Genomic DNA, 24,381 nt, shown 5'->3' with positions numbered 1-24,381 from the left:
CTCAGTGGTGGTGGCCGTGGCTCTCGCGCGGCACGACGAGGGTCGCGCCGGGCCGGGTCCACTGGGGAGTGGGCCGGCCGGTGGGCCCCCAGGTCGGCGCGCCCTCGGCGTCGATGCTCCAGTACCAGCAGGAGTCGCGGCCCTCGGGCCAGCCGTCGGGGACGTCCTCCCACGCCTCGCCACGCCCGTAGGGCGTCATGTCGAGCAGCCCGAAGATGCCGGCGGCCGGCTCGTTGCCGCGTCCCGTCGTCCGGTAGGTGAGGTACACCCGGTCGCCGTCGCGCAGGTAGCAGGCGAGGTGGCCCATCTCCTCGGCGACGGCGCCGCCCAGGCCGCGCACCGAGTACCAGGGCTCCGTGTACCCCATGAACTCCAGGAACGGGGCGACCTCGTCCCACGGGCCCTCGGTGAGCATCGCGAACGACACGCCGCGCGCGGCGAGGTACGGCGCGGACCGCTGGACGTGCCAGGCGTTCGTCGTGCAGCCGGGGCACTGGTTCTCCACCGGCTGGCCGTCGTGCCACATGTGCTGGTAGACCACGAGCTCGTCGCGCCCGGCGAACAGGTCGACGAAGGGGACGGGTCCGTCGGCGCCGACGACCAGAGCCCCGGCGTCGACCTCCGTCATCGGCAGCCGGCGGCGGGCCGCGGCGAGGGCGTCGCCCGCGCGGGTGTGGGCCTTCTCGCGGACCAGCAGGTCGTCGCGCGCGGCCTGCCAGGCCGCGCGGTCGACGACGGACGGCCGGTCCGGGAGGGCGGTCGTGGTGGACGTGTCGGTCACGGTGGCCTCCGGTGCCTCGGGTGCGTGCCTGCCCCTACCGACGGCGCGGAGGGCCGGGACTCATCGCCGTGGCGACAGCTGCCGTCGACGTCCTGCGGCGACGTCGTCGAGCGCCGGGGCCAGGTCCGGCCAGCGGAAGGCGAACCCGGCGCCGGCGAGCCTGCCGGGCAGCACCCACCGGCTCTTGAGGAGCAGCTCGGACTCGTTGCGGAGCACCCACAGGGCGGGCTCGAGCAGCCAGCGCGGGGCGGGGACGCCGACGGGCATGCGGACTGCGCGCCGCAGCTCGCGCATGAGCGTGCGGTTGTCGACGGGCCGCGGCGCGGCGAGGTTGACCGGTCCGGCGAGGTCCGCGTCTTCGTCGAGGAAGCGCACCGCGCGGAGCACGTCGTCCACGTGGATCCACGAGAACATCTGCCGTCCGCCGCTGCGGTGCACCGGCACCGGGCCGCCCGTGGGGTGTGCGCCGATGCCGCGGTAGCGGCCGTGCTGCGGCCACCACCCGTCGAGCTGCGGCCCGCCCACGCCGAGGCGCGCCACCCGGGCGAGCAGGTCCGACGCGGGCCCGCCGAGCACGATCGCCATGCGCAGCGCCACCCGGCGCGTCCCCGGCAGGTCGCCCGCGAGGAACGCGTCCTCCCAGGCCCGGGCGACGTCGACGGAGAATCCGCTCCCGAGCTCGCCGTCGTCCTCCGTCTGGGGCCGGTCGAGCGCGTACCGGTAGATCGTCGCCGTGCTCGCGTTGAGCCACAGCCGGGGCGGGTGCGCGGCGGCGGTCACGGCGTCGTGCAGCGCCCGCGTGGTCGCGACACGCGAGCGCAGGATCTCGTCCCGGTTCGCGTCGGTGTACCGGCACCCGACGTTCTTGCCGGCGAGGTTCACCAGCAGCTCCGCGCCGTCGATCAGGCGGGTCAGCGTGTCGGCGCCGTCGGACCAGCGGGCGTCGGGGCCCCGCCGGCCGGCCAGGGCGACGTCGTACCCGCGTCGCCGCAGGTCGTCGACGACGGCCCGGCCGAGAAAGCCGGTCCAGCCGGCGACGACGGCGCGTCGTGGCCCGGTCGGGGCGGGGGAGGGGGCCATCGCGTGCTCCATAGTTGATCGACTGATTAAGTCGTTCGATCAAAGCATAGGATCGCGCCATGGCGGAAGCGGAACGGGGGAGCGGGCGCGGCAGGAGCGCGGACGAGACGCGGCGGCGGCTGCTGGACGCCGCCGACCAGGTGCTGCGCGAGCGTGGGTACGCCGGGACGTCGGCGCGGACCGTCGCGGCGGCCGCCGGGGTCAACTCGGCGCTGGTCTTCTACCACTTCGGCGGCGTGGACCCGCTGCTCCTGGCCGCGCTCGACCGGGCCAGCGCGGTGCGGCTCGAGACGCACCGCGCGACCGCCGCCCGCGCCCGGACGCTGGAGGAGCTGACGGCCGCGGCCGCGACGATCTACCGCACCGACGTCGAGCAGGGCTACCTCGCGACGTTCAGCGAGCTCGTCGCGGCGGCCGTCACGAAGCCCTCGCTGCGGGCGGAGATCAGCTCCCGGGCCGAGGTCTGGGTCGCGTTCGTCGCCGAGCAGTGGGAGCGCGTCGTCGGAGGCACCCCGCTCGCCCGGCTGGTGCCGGCGCGCGAGGTGGCGAACGCCGCCATCACGTTCTACCTCGGGGCGAACCTGTTCTCCGTCATCGACCCGGACGGTGCGCGCACCGAGGGCGTGCTCGACCTGGCCGGGCGCCTCGCGCCCCGGGCGGGCCTGCTCACGATGCGTCTTCCCGGGCGGCGCGCCCGCTGACGGCGACATCCTGCGATAGGTTCGTCCGCGTCGCGACGAACGGAGGTCCCGTGCGCGCCGTCATCCAGGAGACCTACGGGCCGCCCGACGTCGTGCGGGTCGGCGAGCTGCCCGAGCCGGTGCCGGCTGACGACCAGGTGCTGATCGAGGTGCGCGCCGTCTCGCTGAACGGCTCGGACCGCGAGAACCTCGCGGGCCGGCCGTCCTACGCCCGGGTCGCCGGGCTGCGACGGCCCCGGAACCCGGTGCCCGGGTCCGACGTCGCCGGCGTCGTCGTGGCGACCGGGAGTGGCGTGACCGGCGTCGCGGTGGGCGACGAGGTCTTCGGCGAGCTGCCCGGGTACCGGGGCGGCCTGGCCGAGCTCGTGGCGACGCCCACGACGAACCTCGTGCGCAAACCTCCCGCCCTGTCCTTCACGGAGGCTGCCGCGATCCCGCAGTCCGGCTGTATCGCCCTGCGGGCCACGCGCGGCGTCCACCCGGGCGACAGCGTGCTGGTCAACGGCGCCGGTGGCGCCGGTGGTGCCTTCCTCGTCGGCCTCGCGCGGCACCGGGGCGCCGAGGTCACGGCCGTGGACCGCGCGGACAAGGCCGAGTACCTGCGCGGGCTCGGCGCGGACCGCACGGTCGCCTTCGAGCACGAGGACTGGGCCGACCACCGCGACCGCTACGACCTCGTCGTGGACCTCGTCGCGCGGCGGCCCCCGTGGCGGGTGCACCGGGCGCTGCGCCCCGGCGGCCGCTACCAGATGGTCGGGGGCCGCACCGACCTGCTGCTCGCGATGCTGACGGTCGGTCGGTCCGGTCGTCGGCCGGGCGACGGGCCGGCACGTGGGGATGCTGATGGTGCCCCAGTCGGCCGCCGACCTGGCCGAGGTCACCGCCCTGGTGACCGCTGGGGCCGTCGCTCCCGCCGTCGACACCGTCGTGCCGCTGCGGGACGCCCCCGCCGCGTTCGCACGGCTGGCCGCCGGGGCCAACAGCGGCAAGATCGTCGTCGAGGTGCGCTCCTAGGCCCCCGTGAGCCCCGCCAGGACGTCGCGGTAGTGCGCGTTCTCCATGACGCCGAGGACGTTGCCGAACGGGTCGACGACGGACGCGGTGACGAACCCCGGCCCGCGCTCGACCGGCGCCTGGTACGCGGTGGCGCCGAGCTCCAGCAGGCGGGCGAAGGACGCCCGGACGTCGTCGACCGCCCAGTACGCGATCGCCCCGGAGGCGCCGTCGGGCTGCGGGGGAGCGAAGCGCTGGTCCATGATCCCGAGCTCGTGCTGGTAGTCGCCCAGCCGGAACTCGGCGTAGGCGAGGGCGCCGTCGACCTCGCGGGCGAAGTACGCGTCGGTACCCAGCACCTCGGCGTACCAGTCGCGAGCCTTCGCGACGTCGTCGGCGAGGTAGGTGATGGTGGTCAGTCCGCGCAGCATGGTGGCTCCTCGGGGAGGTGGTCTCGGCGGGGGATCCCGTCGAGGACCACTCTCCCGGCCAAAGTGCTCACCTCCTGACCACTTTTCGTGGCACCCTCGGGACATGCGCGCCGACCGGCTCATCCAGGTCCTGCTCCACCTGCAGTCGCGCCCGCGTGTGACCGCGGCCGAGCTCGCGGAGGCGCTCGAGGTCTCGGTCGCGACGGCGCGGCGCGACCTCGAGGCGCTGTCCGCCGCGGGCGTGCCCGTGTACCCGCAGCCCGGCCGCGGCGGCGGCTGGTCGCTGCTCGGCGGGGCGCGCACCGACCTCAGCGGCCTCACCGCGCCGGAGGCCCGGGCTCTGTTCCTCCTCGCCGGCCCGGGGTCGGCGTCGTCCGACGATGCGCGGGCCGCGCTGCGCAAGCTCGTCCGGGCCCTGCCCGCCACGTTCCGTGCCGAGGCGGAGGCCGCCGCGGCCGCCGTCGTCGTGGATCGCAAGGCCTGGAGCGCCGCCGACCGGACGCGACCGCCGGAGGTCGACGCCCTGCAGAGGGCCGTCGTCGAGCGCCGCCGTGTCCGACTCGACTACACGGGCGCGACCGGCCGGTCCTCCCGGCGCACGGTCGACCCCTTCGGCCTCGTCGACAAGGGCGGCGTCTGGTACCTGATCGCCGGGACGCCGCGCGGCCCGCGGACGTTCCGCGTGGACCGCATCAGCGTGCTGCAGGTGACCGACGAGACGGCCGCGGTGCCCGACGACCTCGACCTGCGGGCCGAGTGGGACCGCGTCGTGGGCGAGGTGGAGGTGCGCCGCTCGGCGACGTGGGCGACGGTGCTCGTCGACGCGGAGCACGTCGGGGTGCTGCGCACGCAGTTCGGCCGCCACACGATGGTCGAGGGGGAGGAAGACGGGCGGGCCCGGGTGCGGGTCGCCGCCCCGACGCCGCTGGACGTCGCACGGCACCTCGCGGGGTGGGGCGCGCAGGCGGAGGTCCTCGGGCCGGTGGAGGTGCGCGGCGAGCTCGCCCGGATCGGGGCCGAGCTCGCCGCGCGGTACGGCGACTGACCGCCGGCGCCCCTCAGGACTCGGCGAGTGCCGCCAGCCACTCGGCCCAGTACGACTTCCACTGCTCGGCCTCCGCGGCGGAGGCGATCCGCTCGTGCGTCGCGGTGACCTTGAGCCGCCCGTCGTCCACGGCGTCGAGCGAGACGAGCAGCGTGCCGCGCGGGCCGTCGTCGTCGGCGACGGCGAACCGGGGACTCCGGGTGCCCGGCCGCGAGCGCGGCGTCAGGTGCAGCCCGGGCACGAGGTCGGCCCGCGCGTCGTCGTCGAGGAGCAGCGCGCGCAGCTCGTCGCCGTCGAGGCCGAGCGTCCGGGACCGGCTGACGCTGAACGTGCCGTCGGGGCGCTGCCCGGGCACGCGCAGGCCGGTGATGCGCTCGTAGCCGACGGTGACGCTCTGCGCCCACCACCCGGAGACGCCGGGGTGCTCGCCGACCCAGGCCGCGATGGCCGTGTGGCCCGCATCGCGCCCGGGGCCGGCGTCGATCACCGCGACCCATTCGTCCCAGCCGCGACCGGTGCTCTCGCGGATCTTGTCGTCCGCGACGTCGGGCTGCGAGACCCAGGCCTGGTCCGGGGCCGTGGCGAGGAGGGAGCGACGCGCGGCGCCGTACCTCTCCCCGGTGCGGGCCATGCGGGCACGGACGCGCTTCTTGAACTTCTCCTGCGTGGTCATGAGGACTCCTGTGCTCACGGCGCTCCGCCCGCGGCCCGCGCCCGTCGGCAGGGCACCCGAGAACACGGTGTCCTGACCCACGCCGAGCACTCGAGGTCCCCTCTGCCTCCACCACCGCGGTGGTCCCGGCGGCGCGAGCGCCGGACCGGAGGTCGGGCGGAGCGCGGCCGCCCGCTGTCGAGCATAGCCCAGAGGCTCCGACAGTGGCCGTGCGAGCGCCGTTCCCGGCGAACACCCAGCCAGGTCGCGTAGCGTGCACCTGCCCTGCCGTCCGGACCCGGGAGCTCGCCGGTGACACCGCTCGACATCGTGCTCGTCGCGTTCCTGGCCGCCGCGCTCGCGGCCGGGCTGGCCCGCGGGCTGCTGGCCACCGTGGGTGGGCTCGTGGGGCTCGTCGTCGGCGGTGTGGCGGCCTTCGTGGCGGTGCCCGTCGTCGTCGACGCCCTGCCCAGCGCGCAGTGGCGGGGCCCGACCACGCTGCTCCTCGCGCTCGGGCTCCCGCTCCTCGGCGCCTCGCTGGGGGCGGGGCTGGGGCACCGGGTCGGCCAGCAGGTCGACCGGACGCCGCTGCGCCCGCTCGACCGCCTCCTCGGCGGGGTCGCGAACCTGCTGGTGGCCGCGCTGGCGCTGTCGTTCGTCGCGACGACGATCACGGCCCTCGGCGCGCCCGGTCTGGCCCCGGCGGTCTCGTCCTCGGCGGTCGTGCGCACCATCGCCGAGCACACCCCGGCGCCGGTGCGGCGGGCGATGGCGCAGGCGCGTGCCGCGGTCATCGACGACGGCCTGCCGCGGATCGACGCGCTGCTGGACGCACGGCGCGGGGGGACGGCCCCCGAGGTCGATCTCGCGGACCCCGTGCTGGAGGCGTCGGCGCGGTCGGTCGCCCAGGTGTGGGGCACGGCGTACGCGTGCGGGACGGGAACGACGGGGTCGGGATTCGTCGCGGCCCCGGACCGGGTGGTCACCAACGCGCACGTCGTCGCCGGCGTCGAACGCCCCCTCGTCGCGCTGCCCGGGCGGGCCGCGCAGGAGGGTCGCGTCGTCTACTACGACCCGGAGGCCGACCTCGCCGTCGTCGCCGTCGACGGGCTGGACGCCGATCCGCTGACGGTCGCGCCGTCGCTCGTGCCGGGGGACGCCGCCGTCGTCCAGGGCTACCCCTTCGGTGGCCCGTTCACGTCGGTCGGCGGCGAGGTGCTCGATGTCGGGGAGGTGCGCACGGCGGCCTCCGACGGCACCGGCCCGACCGAACGGGACATCTATGCGCTCGCCGCCGACGTCCACCCCGGGAACTCGGGCGGGCCGCTGCTGTCCACCGGCGGCGAGGTGGTCGGGGTGATCTTCGCCAAGTCGGCGACGGACCCGGACGTCGCCTACGGCGTGACCACCCGCGAGCTGATGCCCGTGGTGGCGCAGGCGCCCGACCTGACGGACGCCGTCACCCCCGGCCGTTGCTCCGCCTGAGACGCGTGCCGGCGCCCGCCGCGCGGGTGTCGGTAGCCTCTGCCACTCTGAGCGCATGCCCACCCCTGCCGGTAGCGCTCCGGTCACGCCCCTCGTCGACCTGCAGGGACGCTCCGCGTGGAGCGTGCTGCCGCCGCTGATCCTCGGCTTCTTCATGATCATGGTCGACACCACGATCGTGAACATCGCCATCCCGACGCTGACGCGCACGTTCTCGGCGTCGCTCATCGAGGTCGGCTGGGTGAACAGCGCCTACCTGCTGTCGTACGCGGTGCTGATGCTGCTCGCGGGGCGCCTCGGGGACCGGTACGGACCCAAGGCCGTGTTCGTCGCGGGCCTGGTCGTGTTCACGGCGTTCTCGTTCCTGTGCGGGTTCTCCGGAAACATCGGACCGAGCCCGGAGATCGGCTGGCTCATCGCGTTCCGCGGGCTGCAGGGCGTCGGGGCGGCGCTCATGACGCCCCAGACGATGTCGATGATCACGCGCGTGTTCCCCGCGTCGCAGCGCGGCGCCGCGCTCGGCCTGTGGGGCGCGACGGCGGGCGTGGCCACCATCGCCGGCCCGCTGCTCGGCGGGCTCTTCGTGGAGACGGTCGGCTGGGAATGGATCTTCTACGTCAACATCCCCGTCGGCGTGGCGGCGCTGTGGTTCGCGACCTCCCGGCTGCCGCACCTGCCCTCGCACGGCACGACGCTCGACGTGCCCGGCGTGGTGCTGTCCGTGGCCGGGCTCGGGGCGGTCGTGTTCGGGCTCCAGGAGGGGGAGAACTTCGACTGGGGACGGATCTGGGGCCCGCTGACCGTCTGGTCGACGATCGGGACGGGGCTCGTCATCCTCGGGGTCTTCGTCTGGTGGCAGCACCGCCAGGGTGCCCGCGCGCTGCTCCCGCTGCGGCTGTTCCGCTCACGCAACTTCTCGCTGGCCAACGTCGACGGCATGGTCGTGACGTTCGCCATGATCGGCATCTTCTTCCCGCTGACGATCTACCTGCAGTCCGTGCTCGGGCTGACCCCGATCCGGGCGGCGCTCGTCATGGTGCCGGGGTCGCTGGTCTCGGGCGTGGTGGCCCCGTTCGCGGGCCGGCTGTCGGACCGGGTCCCCGGCAAGTGGGTGGTGGCGGCGGGGCTCGCCGCCATCGCCGGGGCGGTGGCGTGGATCGCCGCCGTCCTCGCGCCGGGGCTCTCGCCGTGGGTGCTGCTGTGGCCGATGGCCCTGTTCGGCGTCGGCACCGGCCTGACGTTCTCCCCGCTGTCCAACCTGGCGACGTCGGGGCTCGACGCCCGGACGGCAGGCGCCGGCGCCGGGGCGTTCAACACGAATCGGCAGGTGGGCGGCGTGATCGGCTCGGCGGTGGTGGTCGCGACGCTCTCCGCGCGGCTGGGCGTGACCGTCCCCGCAGCCGCCGAGGATGTCGCGTCGGGGCTGCCGGACCAGGTCCGCGGCCCGTTCGTCGACGGCGTCGCCGCCGCGAGCGGGGACCTGGGCTCGACGGCGGTCGGCTCCGTGCCGCTGCCCGACGGGGTCCCGCCCGAGGTCGCCGACCAGGTCGCGGCGGCGGCGCGGCAGGCCTTCGCCGCGGGCTTCGCCGACGCGGCGGCCCAGACCCTGCTCCTGGTCGGCGCGGTGCTGCTGGTCGGCGTCGTGTGCGCGGCGGCCATGTCGCGGTCCCCGCACCACGAGCACGCCTCCTCGCCGTCCGGGACGCCGGCCGGCGAGGAGGCGCGGGGGATCAGCGGCCGACGTCGTCCGTGAACTCCACGCCCTTGGTCTCCTTCTCGGCCAGGAGCGCGACGAACGTGATCGCGGCCATGACGGCCAGGTACACGCCCACGAGCACGGGGGAGTCGGCGGCGTCCCACAGCCACACCGCGATGAACGGGGCGACCGCGGCGCCGAGGATCGACGACAGGTTGTACGCGACGGCAGAGCCCGTGTACCGCACGTTGGCGGGGAAGAGCTCCGGCAGCATCGCGGCCATGGGCCCGAACGTCAGCCCCATGAGGGTGAAGCCCAGGATCAGCAGCGTCATGACGCCCACGGTGCCGGCGGCGAACAGCGGGACGAACAGCAGGCCGAAGACGGCGATCGCGGCCGTGACGACGAGCAGGTGGGCGCGGCGGCCGAACCGCTCCGCCAGCGGGCCCGACACGAGCGTGAAGATCCCGAAGAAGACCACGCCCACGATGAGCATCCACAGGTAGTCGATCTTCTCGTAGCCCAGGCCGGCCGGGGAGGCGTCCGTGGGCGCGATGCCGTAGTTCAGCGTGAACGTGGTCATCAGGTAGAACAGCACGTACGTCGCGAGCATGATGAACGTGCCCGAGACGATCTTGCGCCACGACGTGCGGAACACGCGGGCGACCGGCACCTTGGCCACGGCCTGTGCCTCGACGACCTTGGTGAACGCGGGCGTCTCGATGAGCTTCAGGCGCACCCACAGGCCGATGATCACGAGCACGGCGCTGGCGAGGAACGGCACGCGCCAGCCCCAGGCGGCGAACTGCTCGGCGGTCAGCGTGCTCGACAGCCCGATGAAGACCAGGTTCGCCAGGATGAAGCCGATCGGGGCGCCGAGCTGGGGGAACGTGCCCCAGACGGCACGCCTGCCGGCGGGCGCGTTCTCCGTCGCGAGCAGCGCGGCGCCGCTCCACTCCCCGCCCAGACCGAGGCCCTGGCAGAACCGGCACAGCACGAGCACGAGCGGGGCGAGCACGGCCCAGCCGGGCGTCGTGGCCGCCGGGATGACGCCGATGACGACCGTGGCGATCCCCATGGTGAGCAGTGACGCGACGAGCGTCGTCTTGCGGCCGACGCGGTCGCCGAAGTGCCCGAAAAGCACCGAGCCCAGGGGGCGGGCGATGAACGCCACACCGAAGGCGGCGAACGAGGCGAGCAGCGCCGTCGTGCCGTCCTGGTTCGGGAAGAACAGCGCGGGGAAGACGAGCGATGCGGCGGTGGCGTAGGCGTAGAAGTCGTAGAACTCGATCGAGGTGCCGATGAGCGACGCGACGATGACGCGGCCGCGCGAGTTCGACGGCGGGGCGCCGGTGGTGTCGACGCGAGGGGATGGTGCGGTGGTCATGCGGTCGAGGCTAGGACGGCGTCCCGCATGCTGATCCCGCATCTCGGGATGTGGGCGCGTGTCCTGCGGCTCCCGGGGTGCGGGCGGCGTGAAGGTGTGGTGAACGTGAATATCGCGACGGTGGCGCGTGTTGGCACCGGCGGGCCGGGCGGGGCAGGATCGACGACGCCGCGACGGTCCCGAGGTGGGACGCACCGCGACAGGCGCCCGCGGCGGACCGCACCGGTCCGACCGGGAGGCCGGGACGGGGACGCGTGTGCGTGCCGCCGAGACGACACTGCCATCCGCAGGAGGGACGACGCGAGGACATGAACGATCTGCTGTACGTCAACGGCGGGACGCCGCTCGAGGGCACCATCACGGTGCGCGGGGCGAAGAACTTCGTCTCCAAGGCGATGGTGGCCTCCCTGCTGGGGGAGTCGCCGAGCGTGCTGCGGAACGTGCCGCAGATCCGCGACGTGGCCGTCGTCACCGGGCTGCTCGAGCTGCACGGGGTGACGGTCAAGTCCGACCCGGACGCCGGGATCCTCGACCTCGACCCGTCGAACGTGGAGTCCGCGCACGTCGCCGACATCGACGCGCACGCCGGCTCCAGCCGCATCCCGATCCTGTTCTGCGGGCCGCTGCTGCACCGCCTGGGCGAGGCCTTCATCCCGGACCTCGGCGGCTGCCGCATCGGTGACCGGCCGATCAACTACCACCTCGACATCCTTCGCCAGTTCGGCGCCGTCGTGGACAAGCTCCCCAACGGCATCCAGCTGCGCGCGCCGCGCCGCCTGCAGGGCACCAAGATCGCCCTGCCGTACCCGTCCGTCGGCGCCACCGAGCAGACGCTGCTCACCGCCGTGCGCGCCGAGGGCATCACCGAGCTGTCCGGCGCCGCGATCGAGCCCGAGATCATGGACCTCATCGCGGTGCTGCAGAAGATGGGCGCCATCATCTCCGTCGACACCGACCGGGTGATCCGCATCGAGGGCGTGGACCGGCTCGAGGGCTACGCGCACACCGCCCTCGGCGACCGCATCGAGACGGCGTCGTGGGCGTCCGCCGCGCTGGCCACCGGCGGCGACGTGATGATCAAGGGCGCCACCCAGCCCGAGATGATGACCTTCCTCAACACGTTCCGGAAGGTCGGCGGCCGCTTCGACGTGCAGGACGACGGCATCCGGTTCTGGCACCCCGGCGGAGACCTGCGGTCCATCGTGCTCGAGACCGACGTGCACCCCGGCTTCATGACCGACTGGCAGCAGCCGCTGGTCGTTGCGCTCACCCAGGCCAAGGGCCTGTCGATCGTCCACGAGACCGTCTACGAGAACCGCTTCGGCTTCACCGACGCGCTGCGCAAGATGGGCTCCACCATCCAGGTCTACAAGGAGTGCCTCGGCGGGCGCGACTGCCGCTTCGGGCAGCGGAACTTCAAGCACTCCGCCGTGGTCTCCGGCCCGACGCCGCTCGCGGCGGCCGACATCGAGGTGCCGGACCTGCGCGGCGGGTTCTCGCACCTCATCGCGGCGCTCGCGGCCAAGGGCACGTCGACCGTGCGCGGCATCAGCCTCATCGACCGCGGGTACGAGGCGTTCCAGGACAAGCTGGTCGCCCTGGGGGCCGACGTCAGTCGTGACTAGGAGGTCGCACGGGCCCTCCGGGGCACGAGGGGTGGCCGGCGGCAGGTAGGCTCAGGCTCCGTGCCCATCGCCCGACCAGACTCCCGCGGCTACCGCGCCGTCGCGCGGATCGTGCGGCCCCTGATGTTCTCGATGATCCGCTACGACTGGCGCGGGAGCGAGAACTTCCCCCGCTCCGGGGGGTTCATCGCCGCCGCGAACCACGTGACGGAGTTCGACGCGGTCACCCTCGCCCACTACCTGTTCGACCACGGGTACGAGCCGAGGATCATGGCCAAGCGCGGTCTGTTCACCGCCCCGCTCGTCGGCTCCGTTCTGCGCGCGACCCGGATGATCCCCGTCGACCGTGGCACGGCCGCGGCCGGCCGGTCGCTCGAGGACGCGGCGGCGCAGCTCGGAGACGGCGCCTGCGTGACGATCCTCCCCGAGGGGACGCTCACGCGGGACCCCGACCTGTGGCCCATGGAGGCCAAGACGGGGATGGCGCGGATGGCGCTGGCCAGCCGGCTGCCGGTGGTGCCGATCGCCCAGTGGGGTGCGCACCGCGTGCTGCCCCGCTACGGGAAGCTGCTGCGGCCGTTCCCGCGCAAGCGGGTGACGATGGTGGCCGGCCCGCCCGTCGACCTGTCCGACCTGTACGACCGCCCCGTCGACACCCAGGTGCTGCGCGAGGCGACGAACCGCGTCATGGACGCGATCACGGCCCTGCTGGCCGACGTCCGCGGCGAGCAGGCCCCCGCGGCCCGCTTCGACCTGCGCAAGCACCCCGAGTACGAGGCCAAGCGAACGACCTACCCTCCCGTGGAGCGCCCGTGAGCACGACCCCCACCGCCCCGACCGCCTCGCCCGAGACCCCGACGAGCGGGGGTGCGCCGGTGCGCGCCGCCGTGCTGGGCTCCGGCTCGTGGGGGACCACCTTCGCGATGGTCCTCGCCGACGCCGGGTGCGAGGTGCGGCTGTGGGGCCGCAACGCCGACGTCGCCGACGAGGTCACCCACCGGCGCGGCAACACCCGGTACCTGCCCGGCGTCGAGCTGCCGCCCATGACCGGCACCACGGACGCCGCCGAGGCGCTCGCCGGCGCGCAGGTCGTCGTCGTCGCGGTGCCCTCCCAGGTCGCCCGCGCCACGCTGCGCGACCTGCGTGACCTGGTCGAGCCGGACGCCGTGATCGTGTCGCTGATGAAGGGCGTGGAGCTCGGCACCGACGAGCGGATGAGCCAGGTCATCGTCGAGGCGCTCGACGTGCCGCTGTCCCGGGTGGCGGTCGTCTCCGGGCCGAACCTCGCCAAGGAGATCGCCGAGAGGCAGCCGACGGCGACCGTCGTGGCCTGCACCGACCCCGGCGTCGCCCGGTTCGTCGCCGAGGCGTGCGCGAGCTCCTACTTCCGCCCCTACACGAACGACGACGTGGTCGGCGTGGAGCTGTGCGGGGCCGTGAAGAACGTCATCGCGCTCGCCGTCGGCATGGCGCAGGGCCGCGGTTTCGGCTCCAACACCACCGCGACCGTCATCACGCGCGGGCTGGTGGAGATCACGCGCCTCGGCCTGGCGCTGGGCGCCTCGGCCGAGACGTTCTCCGGGCTGGCGGGCATGGGCGACCTGGTGGCGACCTGCACGTCCCCGCTGTCGCGCAACAACACCCTGGGGCGGCACGTCGGCGAGGGCATGACGCTCGACGAGGCGGTCGAGGCCACGGGCACCACCGCGGAGGGCGCGAAGTCCTGCAAGTCCGTGCTCGACCTGGCGGGCAAGCACGGCGTCGACATGCCGATCACCGCGGGCGTCGTGTCCGTCCTCTACGACGGCCTGCCGGTGGAGGAGATGGCGCGCGAGCTCCTGTCGCGGCCGCAGAAGGCCGAGGGCGTCGGCGCCTGAGCCGCTGTCCCGGGCCGCGTCAGGGGCCCGTCGTGCGGACGTCGACGACGACGCGCGCCGGGTCGTCCAGCGCGAACACGCGGAACGCGGGACGGCGGGCGCCGTCGGTCGGGTCGTCGACACCGATGAAAATCGTCGTGTACCCCTCGAACCAGAACCGGTACACGACCTCCTCGACGGCCTCGGTGCCGTCCGGTTCCACCCGCCCACCGTCGTACTCGGCCACGCCGGAGACGTCGGAGGGCAGCGCCATCCCGGAGAGGCGGACCTGCAGCACTTCGTCGCCGTCGACGTCGACGGGCTCGCCGCTGCCGTCGTCCGTCGCCCGGTCCACGTACTCGACGCGCCACCCCGGGCTGCCGGTCCCGCCGAGGTCGAGGACGACCCGGTCGTAGCCGTCGTGGGCGCCCACCCGGACGTCCGTGATAACCAGCGCCGCGTCCCCGCTCGCCCGTCCGGTGTCGGGGCGGTCGTCCGCCCGGAACGGCGTGTCGCCGGACGGGTCGTCGTCGCCGGTGCCGTCGTCCCCGTGACCGTCGTCCATGTGGTCGCCGTCGCCCATGTCCTCGTCGTCCATGTGGTCGCCGTCGCCCATGTCCTCGTCGTCCATGTGACGGTCGTCGTCCGTGTCCCCGTCCGTCGGGGTGGGGCTCGACTCCTCCTGGGTGGTCGGTGCGCCGCCGCCGTACCCGGGCAGCTCCGGCCCGCCGTCGCACGCCGCCAGGCCGGCCACGGCCAGCCCGGCGGCCACCACGGCGGCGCCCCGCGCCCTGCGTGCGGCGGTCATGGCCGATCCCTCCGTCGTGCACCGCTCCCACGGCGGTGCCCTTCTCGACGGTAGGCACGCGACGGCGGCGGCCGCATCGCGACACGGTTACGGGCCGGCCACGATCCGGCCTACCGGCGGTCAGGCGCGGGAGAGCGCCTGGTCGAGGTCCGCCCACAGGTCCTCGACGTCCTCGACGCCGACGGACATCCGCAGCAGGTCCTCGGGCACGGTGACGGACTCGGTCGTGAACCGGCGGCGCCGCTCCAGGGTCGACTCCACGCCGCCGAGCGACGTCGCGGGCACCCAGAGCCGCAGCGCGGCCACGACGGCGTCGGCGGCCGCGACCCCGCCGTGCGCCCGCAGGCCCAGCACGGCGCCGTAGGAGTGCATGAGCCGCGTGGCGCGCTCGTGGCCCGGGTCGGACGGCAGCGAGGGGTGGCGCACCTCGGCCACCGCCGGGTGCTCGGCCAGGCGGCGCGCCAGCTCGGCGGCGTTCGCGTTCGCGCGCTCGGTCCGCAGGTGCAGCGTGCGCAGGCCGCGCAGCGCGAGGAACACCTCCAGCGGCCCGGCGACGGCGCCGTGCAGCGTGCGGTAGGCCCGCACCGAGGCCGCGAGCTCCGGGTCGTTCGTCACCACGGCGCCGAGGACGACGTCCGAGTGGCCGGCCAGGTACTTGGTCACCGAGTGCACGACCAGGTCGGCGCCCAGGGCGAGCGGCTGCTGGCCCAGCGGCGTCGCGAACGTGTTGTCCACGACCGAGCGCACGCCCCGCTCGCGGGCGGCGGCGAGGATCGCTGGCAGGTCCGCGACCTCGAGCATCGGGTTGGTGGGCGACTCGGCCAGGAGCAGGTCCGCGCCGTCCAGCGCGGCGACGACCTGCTCGGTGTCCGCGACGTCCACGCGCCGCACCTCGACGCCGTGCCGGGCGGCCATGTCGTCCAGGTAGCCGAGCGAGACCTGGTAGGCGTGGCGAGGCACCACCACGGCACCGCCGTCGGGCACGTCGCCGAGGGTGGCCGCGATCGCCGCGATGCCCGAGCCGAAGACGATGCCGTGCCCGCCGCCCTCCAGGGCGGCCAGGGCCTCCTCGAACGGCACCCACGTCTCCGTGCCGCCCCGCGCGTACAGCAGCTCGCCCGGGGCCGGGACGCCCTCGGAGACGTAGGTGGAGCTCAGCACCACCGGAGGGTTGACCGGGCCGCCCTGGACGCGGGCGGGGCGCCCGGCGGTGACGGCGAGGGTGTCGGGGGAGAGCGCTGCGTGCGGGTCGTGCGTCATGGCCGCAGGGTACGACGGCCGGCCGGCGTCAGGAGCGCGGCTCCACGAGCCGGGCCAGCAGCTCGACCAGCAGCCGCTCGACCAGCGGGGCCGGCAGCTCCTCGGTGAGGGCGAGCAGCGGCGCCATCGGACCGACGCCCGGAGCGCCGCCGTCCTCAGGGTCGTCCCCGGTGCCGGCGACGTCCAGCCCGACGGCGCCCAGCAGCGACGCGGCCGCCGCCGAGTCGAGCGGGGCGTCCGCGTCGAGCAGCGGCAGCGCACCGAGCACCGCCGAGACGTCGGGCCGCGGCACGCCCCGCACGTCGTCGGCCGCGGCGACGAGCGCCGGCACCAGGTCGTCGAGCACGTCGGCCGTGACGGGGGTCACGGTGAGGTGCGTGGTGTGCGGCAGCCGGACGGACCCGTCCTGGTCGAGGCCGGGCTGCGCCTGGAGGACCCACCCGCGCTCCGCGGCCGCGTCCGCCCACCGGTGCGGGTCGACGCGGCGCTCGGGCGCCGCGTCGTCGTCCGCCGCCACGGCGAGGAGCGGGCCCGCCGGGTCGCCGACCACGCGCAGGCCCTCGATCCCGCCGACGGCCGCGCGCAGCGCGAGCGTCGCCTCGCGGGCACGGCCGGCCAGCACGCCCAGCCCGTCGCGCCCGAGCGCCCGCAGGATCGCCCACGCAGCGGCCAGCGGCCCGCCCGAGCGCGAGCCCAGCAGGGTCGGGTTCACGACCGGGTAGCCCGGCCAGCGGGTGGTGGCGAAGTACTGGGCGCGCTGCCGGTCGCGGTCGCGGTGCAGCAGCACCGACGCGCCCTTCGGGGCGAAGGCGTACTTGTGCAGGTCCGCGCTGAGGCTCGTCACGCCGGGCACCCGCAGGTCCCAGTCCGGCAGGTCGGGCCAGAACGGCAGCGCGAACCCGCCGATGCAGGCGTCCACGTGCACGGGCACGCCGGCGTCGGCGGCACGGCGCGCCACCTCGGCCACGGGGTCGAGCGCCGCGTGCGGGTACGACGGCGCCGACACGACGACGAGCGCGACGTCGTCCGCGCCGTCGTCGACGCGCGCCGCGAGCACGTCGGCGGCGACGGCACCCGACGGCGTCACCGGCACCAGGTCGAGCCGCAGCCCGTACAGGTGCGCGGCCTTGCGGAATGCCGCGTGCACGGTCACGGGCGCGACCAGCCGGGGGCGGGCCTGCCCGGGGGCGAGGCCCCGCGCGGCGAGCCACGTGTCGCGGGCCGACTGGACCGCGAGCAGGCAGCTCTCGGTCCCGCCGCTGGTGACGGTGCCGACGGTGTCCTCGTCGCCGCCCAGCAGGTCGCGCGCGAACGCGACGACGTCGCGCTCCAGCGCGGCGACCGACCCGAACGTCGTCGGGTCGAGCCCGTTGACGGGCTGCATGGCGCGCACGGCGTCCGCGGCGAGGTCGTCCAGCGCGGGGACGCCCGGGTCGTACACGTAGCTCAGCACCCGGCCGCCGTGGGTCGGCGCGTCGCCCCGACGTCGCGCGGCGAGCGCCGCCAGCACGGCCTCGGGCGCCTCGGCGAGCTGCAGCCCCGCGACGCGGGGCGCGGCGGGGTCGGTGGTGGCGGGGGTCGGGTCGGTCACGGGATCTCCTGGGGACGGTCGGGCGGGGTGGGGCGCGGGGGAGCGGCCGGGCCGCTCCCGGGATGCCGTGCCGGGCGGTCGGCGGTCGCGTCGTCGATGTCGGAGCGGCGCAGCGGGTACCGCCGCAGCGCGAGGAGGCTCGCGGCGACCAGGGCGGCGGGCAGCAGGCTGAAGGCGACCACGATGCCGGCGACCGCCGTCGTCGGCTGGGTGACCGCCTCGGCCCCGCTGGACTCGACGTACCCGGTGGCGGCGAGCACCGCGGTGAGCACCGTCGTGCCGAGCGCCAGCCCCGTCGTCTCGCCGGCCGTCCACGCCCCGCCGAACGCGCCGGCGCGGTCGACGCCGTGGCGGCGCGCGTCGTGCGCGACGACGTCGGGCAGCATCGCCATCGGCAGCGACTGCATGCCGGCGTACGCGGCGCCCGCCAGGCCCACGGGCAGGTAGACCCACGAGCCCGGCGCCCACACCAGCGGGACCAGCAGCGCGGCGGCGGCCACGAACAGGACCGACGCGGCCGCGAAGGCCCGCTCCTTGCCGACGCGCCGCGCCAGCCGCCCCCACAGGGGCGCGACGACGAGCGCCGGGCCCACGAGCGCCGCGAACAGGAACGTCACCGCGGGCGTGCTGTGCAGCACCCACGTCGCCACGTACTGCGCCGCCGCCAGCATCACGCCGGTCGCCAGCGCCTGCAGCACGAACGCCGTCAGCAGCGTGCGGAACGGGACGCTCGTGCGCAGCAGCGCCGCGGCCCGGCGGTAGTGCGCCAGGAGGCGGCGCGCCGGCGGCGTGCGGTCCTCGGGTGCCACGGCGGGGCGCGGCGGTGGTCCGCCCGGCGAGCGGTCCGCCGTCGTGGCCACGAGCAGCGCCGCGCCGAGCACCAGCGACGCGACGACCGCCATGAGCAGGTAGCCGAGCCGCTCGTCGTCGCCGCCCAGCTCGCGCAGCGCCGGCCCGCCCCCGCCGAACAGCAGGATGGCGGCCGTCAGCACCACCACCCGCGCCGTCAGCAGCCGCGTGCGGGCGTCGTAGGTGCCGGCGATCTCCGCCGGCAGCGCGATGTACGGCACCTGGAACAGGCTGAACGCCGTGGCCGCCAGCAGGAACGCGACCAGCACCCACGCGGCGGCCCCGGCCGGGGACAGGGCCGGCGGCACGGCGAATGTCAGCGTGAAGAACACCGGCAGCGCCAGCCCGCCGACCGTCATCAGGCGGCGACGGCGCCCCGTCGTGGCGCGCTCGCGGTCGCTCGCCGCGCCGATCACCGGGTCGACGACGACGTCCCACACCTTCGCGCCCGTCACCAGCAGCCCGGCCACCGCCGCCGCGACGCCGAGCGTGTCCGTGAGGTAGAAGACCAGCACCAGCCCCGGCAGCGTGGCGAAGCCGCCCGTGCCGACCGAGCCGACCGCGTAGCGGGCGACGGTGCCCGTGGTCAGAGCCATGCCCGGGATGGTAGCGAGTGCGCGGACGCCCGGCTCAGTCCTCCAGGGGGCCGAGGACCGACTGCGCCACCGTCGCGTGCGCCGACTCGTCGTCGCTCGGGTGGAAGATCCCCGCGAGCACGTCGCGGTACAGGCGACCGAGCTCGGAGCGGTTGAAGTACGTGGACCCGCCGGAGCAGCGGATCGCCTGGTCCACTACCTCGCGCGCCGTCTCCGTGACGCGGACCTTGAGGCCCGCCGTCGAGCGGAAGAACCCGGCGCCTGATCCGGACCGCACGTCCACCTGCGCGTCCACCTCGCCCGCCACGAGGTCGAGCTGCGGCCACAGTCCGTCCAGGGCCAGGGCGGCCGAGGCGACGCGCCACCGGATGTCCGGGTCCTGGGAGTACGCCTTCCCGGTCTTCATCGACGTGCGCCGGTTCACCGCCGCCACGGCCAGGTCGAGCGCGCGGTCCGCGATCCCCAGGTAGACCGAGGCGAGCAGGATCTCGAACGAGGTGAAGATGCCCAGCACGTACGGGTCGAGGCTCGGGCCGGGAGCGATCCGCCGGAGCACGCGGTCGGCCGGCGCGTGGGCGCCGTCGAGCACCGTCGTGCACGACTGCGACGCGCGCATGCCGAGCGTGTCCCAGTCGTCCTTGATCTCGAAGCCGCCGCCGTCGCGCGTGACGAACGCGTGCACGATGCGCGGGTCGTCGGGGTCCGTCGTCGAGTCGAGGCCCATGACGCCCAGCCGCGTCCAGCCGGGGGAGTTCGACGTGAAGATCTTCGTGCCGTGGAACGTGTAGCCGCCCTCGCCGTCGGGACGGGCGTCGGTACGCGAGCCGAGCAGCACCAGGTCGTTGCCGGCCTCGGAGTACCCGAAGCCGAACACCTCGCCGTGCGCCGTCTCGGTCAGGAGCCAGTCCAGGGAGCCGTCGCCGCGCTCGTGCAGGAAGCGCGCCACGCCCACCCACACGTGGTGCATGTTCACCGCCAGCGCGGTGGCCGGGGCCGCCCCCGCCAGCCGCGCCTGCTCGTGGGCGGCCTCGCGCAGGGTCAGCCCCGCGCCGCCCAGGTGCTCGGGGACCATCGCCTGCAGGTAGCCCGCGGCCTTGAGGTCCGCGAGGTCGTCGGCGAAGAACGAGTTCTCGCGGTCGTGCGTCGCGGCGCGCGACCGGACGGCGTCCAAGAGGTCGTCGGTGAGGATCTGGCGGGGCGCCTCGAACGGCGACGGGGTCGTCATGGACCCACGGTAGCCGCGAGGTCGAGGTCCGCGCCCGAGGTCGAGGCGCGGAGCCTCGACCTCGGGCGCTCGCCTCGACCTCGGGCGCGTCAGCCTGCCGGTGCGGGCTGCGGGAGCAGCCGGCGCAGCACGTCCGCGAGCGTGACGACGCCCACCGTGCCGTCGTCGCGCCGCACCAGCGCGAGCTGCTCGCCCGCCTCGCGCAGCTGCGACAGCGCCGCGTGCACCGTCGTCGTCGCGTCGAGGACGAACGCCGGCCGCGCCACGCCGTCCACCGGCGCGTCGTCGTCGAGCAGCAGCGTGTCGCGCACGTGCACCACGCCGCGCACGTCGGCACCGCGCCCCAGCAGGATGCGCAGATGGCCCGACGCCACCGACGCCGCCCGCACGTCGGCCGCCGTCGCGCCCGCCGGCACCGACGTCGGCACCGAGCCCGGCTCGACCAGCGCGTCGACGGTCAGCGTCTCCAGCTCCAGCGCGCCCGAGATCTGGGCGGAGTAGCGGGCGTCCAGGGCGCCGACGTTCGTCGAGTGCTCCACGAGGTGGCGCAGGGCGGCCGGGTCCTGCCCGCCCTCCACGTGGTCCACGGGCTCGACGCCCACCAGCCGCAGGCAGCGGTTCGCCAGCGCGTTGAGCCAGCGCAGCACGGGACGCGTCAGCCACATGAAGCCCCGCATCGGCAGCGCGAGCAGCGTCGCCGACGCCTCCGGGTGGGCGATCGCCCACGACTTCGGCGCCATCTCGCCGACCACGAGGTGCAGGAACGTCACGAGGACCAGGGCGAGCACGAAGCCGGCGACGTCGGCCACCCAGTGGGGCATGCCCCAGCCGGCGAGCAGCGGCGTCAGCCAGTGGTGCACCGCGGGCTTGGTGACGGCGCCCAGCGCCAGCGTGCAGGCGGTGATGCCGAGCTGCGACCCGGCCAGCAGCAGCGTCAGCTCGGACGAGCTGCGCAGCGCCGCCCGCGCCGACCGGCTGGTGGAAGCGGCGTCCTCCAGACGGTGGCGGCGCGCGCCCAGCAGGGCGAACTCCACCGCCACGAAGAACGCGCTGAGCGCGATGATGACGACGGTCGCGGCGAGGACCACCCACGGGTCGCTCATCGGGCCTCCTCCTCGACGTCGTCGCCGGCGTCCGTCGACTCGTGCAGCGTCACCCGGACCAGGTGCGGCACGTGCCGCTCGACGGCGAGCACCTCCGCCTCGAGGTGCCGGGTCACGGGGGTGTCGTGCGCGAGGTCGGCCGGGTCGGGCGGCAGCTCGACGGTCACCCGGTCGCCCGCGCGCGGCAGGGCGCCGAGCTGGGCGATGAGCAGCCCGGCGACGGTCTCGTGGTCGCCGCGCGGCAGGTCGTGCCCGAGCGCCCGCTCCGCCTCGTCCAGGTGGACGTCGCCGCCCATCACCCAGGTGTCCTCGCCCTCCGGCGTGACGGTGGCGGGCTCCGCCTGGTCGTGCTCGTCGGTGATCTCGCCGACGAGCTCCTCCGCGAGGTCCTCGAGGGTGAGCACGCCCGCGAATCCGCCGTACTCGTCGACGACGACGGCGAGCTGGTTGCGGGTGCGGGTGAGCTCGGCGAGCGCGTCCGGCAGCGCCATCAGGGTCGGCAGCACCGTGACCGGCCGCATGAGGTCGGTCACCGGTGCGTCGTCGGCGAGGCCCGTGCGCAGGAGGTCGGTGAGCTGGACGACGCCGAGCGCCTGGTCCTCGCCGTCGACCACGGGATAGCGGGAGTGGCCCCCGGCCATGAGACGACGCAGCTCTCCCACCGTGAGGCCCGGCTCCACCGTGCCGACGCGCGAGCGCGGGATCATCGCGTGCTCCGCGTCGCGGTCGGGGAAGTCGAGGATCCGGTCCAGGAGCACCGACAGCTCGTCGGGCAGGTCGCCGCTCTCCCGGGAGTCGGCCACGATGTGCTCGAGGTCGCGCGCCGTCGCGGAGTGCTCGACGTCGTGCACCGGCTCGATGCGCAGCAGCCGCAGCAGGGCGTTCGACGCCTTGTCGAAGACGGTGATGAGCCAGCCGAGCGCGGCGAGGTACACGCGGGTCGACGCGGCCAGCCGCAGCGCCGTCGGCTCCGGCCGGGCGATCGCGAGGTTCTTCGGGAACAGCTCGCCGAAGAGCATCTGCACCAGCGTCGAGACGACGAGCGCCGTGACGGTGCCGACGGCCACGCCGACGCCGGTGGGCACACCCACGCCGCCGAGCATGGTCCCGAGCGCGTCGCCGACCAGCGGCTCGGCCACGTAGCCGACCAGCAGGCCGGTCACCGTGATGCCGAGCTGGGCGCCGGAGAGCATGAAGGAGGTGCGGCGCGTGACGGCGAGGGCGCGCGTCGCGGACGCGTCGCCGGCTTCGGCGCGGGCGGCCAGCCGGGAGCGGTCCACGGTCATGTAGGCGAACTCCTGAGCGACGAAGTACGCCGTCGCCGCGGTGATCGCGAGGATCACGAGGAGCCCGAGGAGGAGTGAGAGCAGCGCGGTCACCGGAGGCGCACCGCCGCTCGTCGGGGGTCCGGGGTCGCCGCGGCTCGTCGGGAGCGGGCGGTCCCCGGGCCGGGACTATGACTGGGGTCGTCGGGCGCCGGGGACTCGTCCGCCGCGGCGACCGGGATGTCGGTCGTGGTTTCCACGGCTCCATCAACGCACGGGTGTCGCCGGGGGTTCCCGGCGCTACGCTCCCCGCACCGGTCGACGAGGACCGGGCCCCGGACGAAGGGACCGACGATGGTCATCCGCAGCCCCCACCCCGACGTGGAGATTCCCGACGCCAGCCTGTACGACGTCCTGTTCGCCTCCCTCGACGACGCCGACCTGGACCGGGTCGCCGTGGCCGACGGGCCCACCGGGGCCGAGACCACCTACCGCGCGCTGCGCGGCCAGGTCGACGCCGTCGCGGGGGCGGTCGCGGCGCGCGGTCTCGGCGTCGGCGACGTCGTCGCGCTGCACAGCCCGAACGTCCCGGTGTTCGTCGCCGTCTTCCACGGTCTGCTGCGCGCGGGCGCCACGGTGACGACGGTCAACGCCCTCGCCACGGGCGCCGAGGTGGGCAAGCAGCTCGTCGCGTCCGGCGCCAGGGCGCTCTTCACGGTCTCCCCGCTGCTCGAGGCCGCGGAGGCCGGCGCGCGGGCCGCGGGGCTCGGGGCCGACGACGTCGTCGTGCTCGACGGCGCCGAGGGACACCCGGCGCTGGCCGACCTGCTCGCCGCCGGGCACCCGGCACCCGACGTGTCGTTCGACCCGGCGACGCACCTGGCCGTGCTGCCGTACTCGTCCGGCACGACCGGGCTGCCCAAGGGCGTCATGCTCACCCACCGCAACCTCGTGGCGAACGTGCTGCAGACGGAGGCGTACATCCCGCTCACGCGCGACGACGTGATCCCCGCCGTGCTGCCGTTCTTCCACATCTACGGCATGACGGTGCTGATGAACGGGGCCGTGTACCAGCGCTCGACCCTCGTCACGCTGCCGCGGTTCGACCTGGCCGAGTACCTCAGGGTCGTGGAGGAGCACCGTGCCACGGTGCTGTTCGTCGCTCCGCCGATCGCGCTGGCGCTGGCCAAGCACCCGGCCGCGGCCGGCCGCGACCTCTCGGCGGTGCGCGTGCTCATGTCGGGCGCGGCGCCGTTCGACGAGCAGCTCGCCGCGGCGGTGGCGGCACGCCTCCCGGGCGCCCGCGTGATGCAGGGCTACGGCATGTCGGAGATGTCGCCGGTGTCGCACGTCATCCCCGTCGATCGCCCCGACGTCTCAGCCGGCTCGGTGGGCCTGCTGGTGCCGAACATGTCCGCGCGGGTCGTGGACCCCGCCACCGGGGCCGAGATCGAGCAGCCGGACAGCGGCACCAGCGCGCCGGGGGAGCTGCTGTGCGCGGGCCCCAACGTCATGGTCGGCTACCTGGGGGACGAGGCGTCCACCCGGGACACGCTGGAGCCCGACGGGTTCCTGCACACGGGCGACGTCGTCACGGTGGACTCGCAGGGCGTGTTCCACGTCGTCGACCGGCTCAAGGAGCTCATCAAGCACAAGGGGTACCAGGTGGCGCCCGCCGAGCTGGAGGCGCTGCTGCTGACCCACCCGGGGATCGCCGACGCGGCGGTCGTCGGCGTCCCGGACACCGAGTCGGGCGAGGTCCCGAAGGCGTTCGTCGTCCGCGGCGAGGGCAGCGGGCTGACGGAGGACGCCGTACGGTCGTTCGTCGCCGAGCAGGTCGCGCCGTACAAGAAGGTGCGGGCGGTCGAGTTCGTCGACGCCGTCCCGAAGTCGGCGTCGGGGAAGATCCTGCGCAAGGAGCTGCGCGCCCGCCGACTCCGGTAGGTTGGGGC

21 protein-coding genes and 1 pseudogene are annotated in these 24,381 nt (G+C 75.0%); 10 read left to right on the top strand and 12 right to left on the bottom strand.

What is annotated here, in order from left to right:
* Position 1 precedes the first annotated feature (1 nt).
* Complete coding sequence (locus EYB28_RS14405; protein ID WP_166849185.1) at positions 2-781, bottom strand: DUF899 family protein; 780 nt, start codon at positions 779-781, stop codon at positions 2-4.
* A gap of 60 nt (positions 782-841) precedes the next feature.
* Positions 842-1,861: an epimerase gene (locus EYB28_RS14400; RefSeq protein WP_166849183.1), complete on the bottom strand. Its 1,020-nt coding sequence runs from the start codon at positions 1,859-1,861 to the stop codon at positions 842-844.
* Between the two features lie 59 nt (positions 1,862-1,920).
* On the opposite strand from EYB28_RS14400, the gene EYB28_RS14395 reads away from it, so the two are divergent.
* The 3 genes and pseudogenes from EYB28_RS14395 (at position 1,921) to EYB28_RS14385 (ending at position 3,576) form a co-directional block, all read left to right on the top strand.
* A complete protein-coding gene (locus EYB28_RS14395) occupies positions 1,921-2,562 on the top strand; it encodes a TetR/AcrR family transcriptional regulator (RefSeq protein WP_166849181.1) in 642 nt (213 codons plus the stop codon).
* 50 nt (positions 2,563-2,612) lie between these two features.
* Positions 2,613-3,311 (top strand): annotated as a pseudogene (locus EYB28_RS20625) (NAD(P)-dependent alcohol dehydrogenase); the annotation flags it as partial.
* 94 nt (positions 3,312-3,405) lie between these two features.
* Positions 3,406-3,576 carry a zinc-binding dehydrogenase gene (locus tag EYB28_RS14385; protein ID WP_166849179.1) on the top strand — a complete coding sequence of 57 codons (171 nt, stop codon included), beginning with the start codon at positions 3,406-3,408 and terminating at the stop codon, positions 3,574-3,576.
* Here the strand turns inward: EYB28_RS14385 and EYB28_RS14380 are convergent.
* Positions 3,573-3,986 carry a VOC family protein gene (locus EYB28_RS14380; RefSeq protein ID WP_166849177.1) on the bottom strand — a complete coding sequence of 138 codons (414 nt, stop codon included), beginning with the start codon at positions 3,984-3,986 and terminating at the stop codon, positions 3,573-3,575. The two genes, EYB28_RS14385 and EYB28_RS14380, sit on opposite strands and share 4 nt — an antisense overlap.
* A 103-nt stretch (positions 3,987-4,089) precedes the next feature.
* On the opposite strand from EYB28_RS14380, the gene EYB28_RS14375 reads away from it, so the two are divergent.
* A complete protein-coding gene (locus EYB28_RS14375) occupies positions 4,090-5,031 on the top strand; it encodes a YafY family protein (RefSeq protein ID WP_166849175.1) in 942 nt (313 codons plus the stop codon).
* A 13-nt stretch (positions 5,032-5,044) separates the two neighbouring features.
* Here EYB28_RS14375 and EYB28_RS14370 read toward each other — a convergent pair whose 3' ends face one another.
* Positions 5,045-5,704 carry a hypothetical protein gene (locus tag EYB28_RS14370; protein ID WP_166849173.1) on the bottom strand — a complete coding sequence of 220 codons (660 nt, stop codon included), beginning with the start codon at positions 5,702-5,704 and terminating at the stop codon, positions 5,045-5,047.
* A 291-nt stretch (positions 5,705-5,995) separates the two neighbouring features.
* Between EYB28_RS14370 and EYB28_RS14365 the strand changes: the two genes are divergently transcribed.
* Together EYB28_RS14365 and EYB28_RS14360 are read left to right on the top strand one after the other, a co-directional pair.
* Positions 5,996-7,168 carry a MarP family serine protease gene (locus tag EYB28_RS14365; protein ID WP_166849171.1) on the top strand — a complete coding sequence of 391 codons (1,173 nt, stop codon included), beginning with the start codon at positions 5,996-5,998 and terminating at the stop codon, positions 7,166-7,168.
* A 55-nt stretch (positions 7,169-7,223) separates the two neighbouring features.
* Complete coding sequence (locus EYB28_RS14360) at positions 7,224-8,921, top strand: DHA2 family efflux MFS transporter permease subunit (protein ID WP_166849170.1); 1,698 nt, start codon at positions 7,224-7,226, stop codon at positions 8,919-8,921.
* On the opposite strand, the gene EYB28_RS14355 is transcribed toward EYB28_RS14360, so the two are convergent.
* Positions 8,899-10,251, bottom strand: coding sequence for an MFS transporter (locus tag EYB28_RS14355; RefSeq protein WP_166849168.1), 1,353 nt, complete (start codon positions 10,249-10,251; stop codon positions 8,899-8,901). The genes EYB28_RS14360 and EYB28_RS14355 overlap by 23 nt on opposite strands.
* Positions 10,252-10,559: 308 nt before the next feature.
* On the opposite strand from EYB28_RS14355, the gene murA reads away from it, so the two are divergent.
* Genes murA through EYB28_RS14340 form a run of 3 tightly spaced genes read left to right on the top strand, consistent with a single transcriptional unit; the run spans position 10,560 to position 13,753 of the window.
* Positions 10,560-11,876, top strand: coding sequence for a UDP-N-acetylglucosamine 1-carboxyvinyltransferase (gene murA / locus EYB28_RS14350; RefSeq protein ID WP_166849166.1), 1,317 nt, complete (start codon positions 10,560-10,562; stop codon positions 11,874-11,876).
* 60 nt (positions 11,877-11,936) lie between these two features.
* A complete protein-coding gene (locus EYB28_RS14345) occupies positions 11,937-12,692 on the top strand; it encodes a 1-acyl-sn-glycerol-3-phosphate acyltransferase (RefSeq protein WP_240930571.1) in 756 nt (251 codons plus the stop codon).
* Positions 12,693-12,751: 59 nt separating this feature from the next.
* Positions 12,752-13,753: an NAD(P)H-dependent glycerol-3-phosphate dehydrogenase gene (locus EYB28_RS14340; protein ID WP_166852454.1), complete on the top strand. Its 1,002-nt coding sequence runs from the start codon at positions 12,752-12,754 to the stop codon at positions 13,751-13,753.
* 19 nt (positions 13,754-13,772) lie between these two features.
* On the opposite strand, the gene EYB28_RS14335 is transcribed toward EYB28_RS14340, so the two are convergent.
* The 7 genes from EYB28_RS14335 to EYB28_RS14305 form a co-directional block, all read right to left on the bottom strand.
* Positions 13,773-14,540, bottom strand: coding sequence for a hypothetical protein (locus EYB28_RS14335; RefSeq protein ID WP_166849164.1), 768 nt, complete (start codon positions 14,538-14,540; stop codon positions 13,773-13,775).
* Positions 14,541-14,660: 120 nt separating this feature from the next.
* Positions 14,661-15,800: a PLP-dependent aspartate aminotransferase family protein gene (locus tag EYB28_RS14330; protein ID WP_166849162.1), complete on the bottom strand. Its 1,140-nt coding sequence runs from the start codon at positions 15,798-15,800 to the stop codon at positions 14,661-14,663.
* A gap of 28 nt (positions 15,801-15,828) precedes the next feature.
* Complete coding sequence (locus tag EYB28_RS14325) at positions 15,829-17,391, bottom strand: aminotransferase class V-fold PLP-dependent enzyme (RefSeq protein WP_240930570.1); 1,563 nt, start codon at positions 17,389-17,391, stop codon at positions 15,829-15,831.
* Positions 17,388-18,836 (bottom strand): MFS transporter, encoded by a 1,449-nt coding sequence (locus EYB28_RS14320; protein WP_166849160.1) that lies wholly within the window; start codon positions 18,834-18,836, stop codon positions 17,388-17,390. The genes EYB28_RS14325 and EYB28_RS14320 overlap by 4 nt, the downstream gene beginning before the upstream one ends.
* Before the next feature lie 34 nt (positions 18,837-18,870).
* Complete coding sequence (locus tag EYB28_RS14315; protein WP_166849158.1) at positions 18,871-20,061, bottom strand: acyl-CoA dehydrogenase family protein; 1,191 nt, start codon at positions 20,059-20,061, stop codon at positions 18,871-18,873.
* 89 nt (positions 20,062-20,150) lie between these two features.
* Entirely contained in the window at positions 20,151-21,164 is a 1,014-nt protein-coding gene (locus tag EYB28_RS14310; RefSeq protein WP_166849155.1) for a hemolysin family protein, read from the bottom strand.
* Positions 21,161-22,543 carry a hemolysin family protein gene (locus tag EYB28_RS14305; RefSeq protein WP_166849153.1) on the bottom strand — a complete coding sequence of 461 codons (1,383 nt, stop codon included), beginning with the start codon at positions 22,541-22,543 and terminating at the stop codon, positions 21,161-21,163. The genes EYB28_RS14310 and EYB28_RS14305 overlap by 4 nt, the downstream gene beginning before the upstream one ends.
* Before the next feature lie 240 nt (positions 22,544-22,783).
* Here EYB28_RS14305 and EYB28_RS14300 point away from each other — a divergent pair, with 240 nt between their 5' ends.
* Entirely contained in the window at positions 22,784-24,373 is a 1,590-nt protein-coding gene (locus EYB28_RS14300; RefSeq protein WP_166849151.1) for an AMP-binding protein, read from the top strand.
* Positions 24,374-24,381 lie beyond the last annotated feature (8 nt).

Source organism: Isoptericola sp. BMS4 (assembly GCF_011634835.1).
GTDB lineage: Bacteria > Actinomycetota > Actinomycetes > Actinomycetales > Cellulomonadaceae > Isoptericola.
Note: the sequence above shows the minus strand (reverse complement) of the source record. Positions and strands in the feature narration are given on the sequence as shown.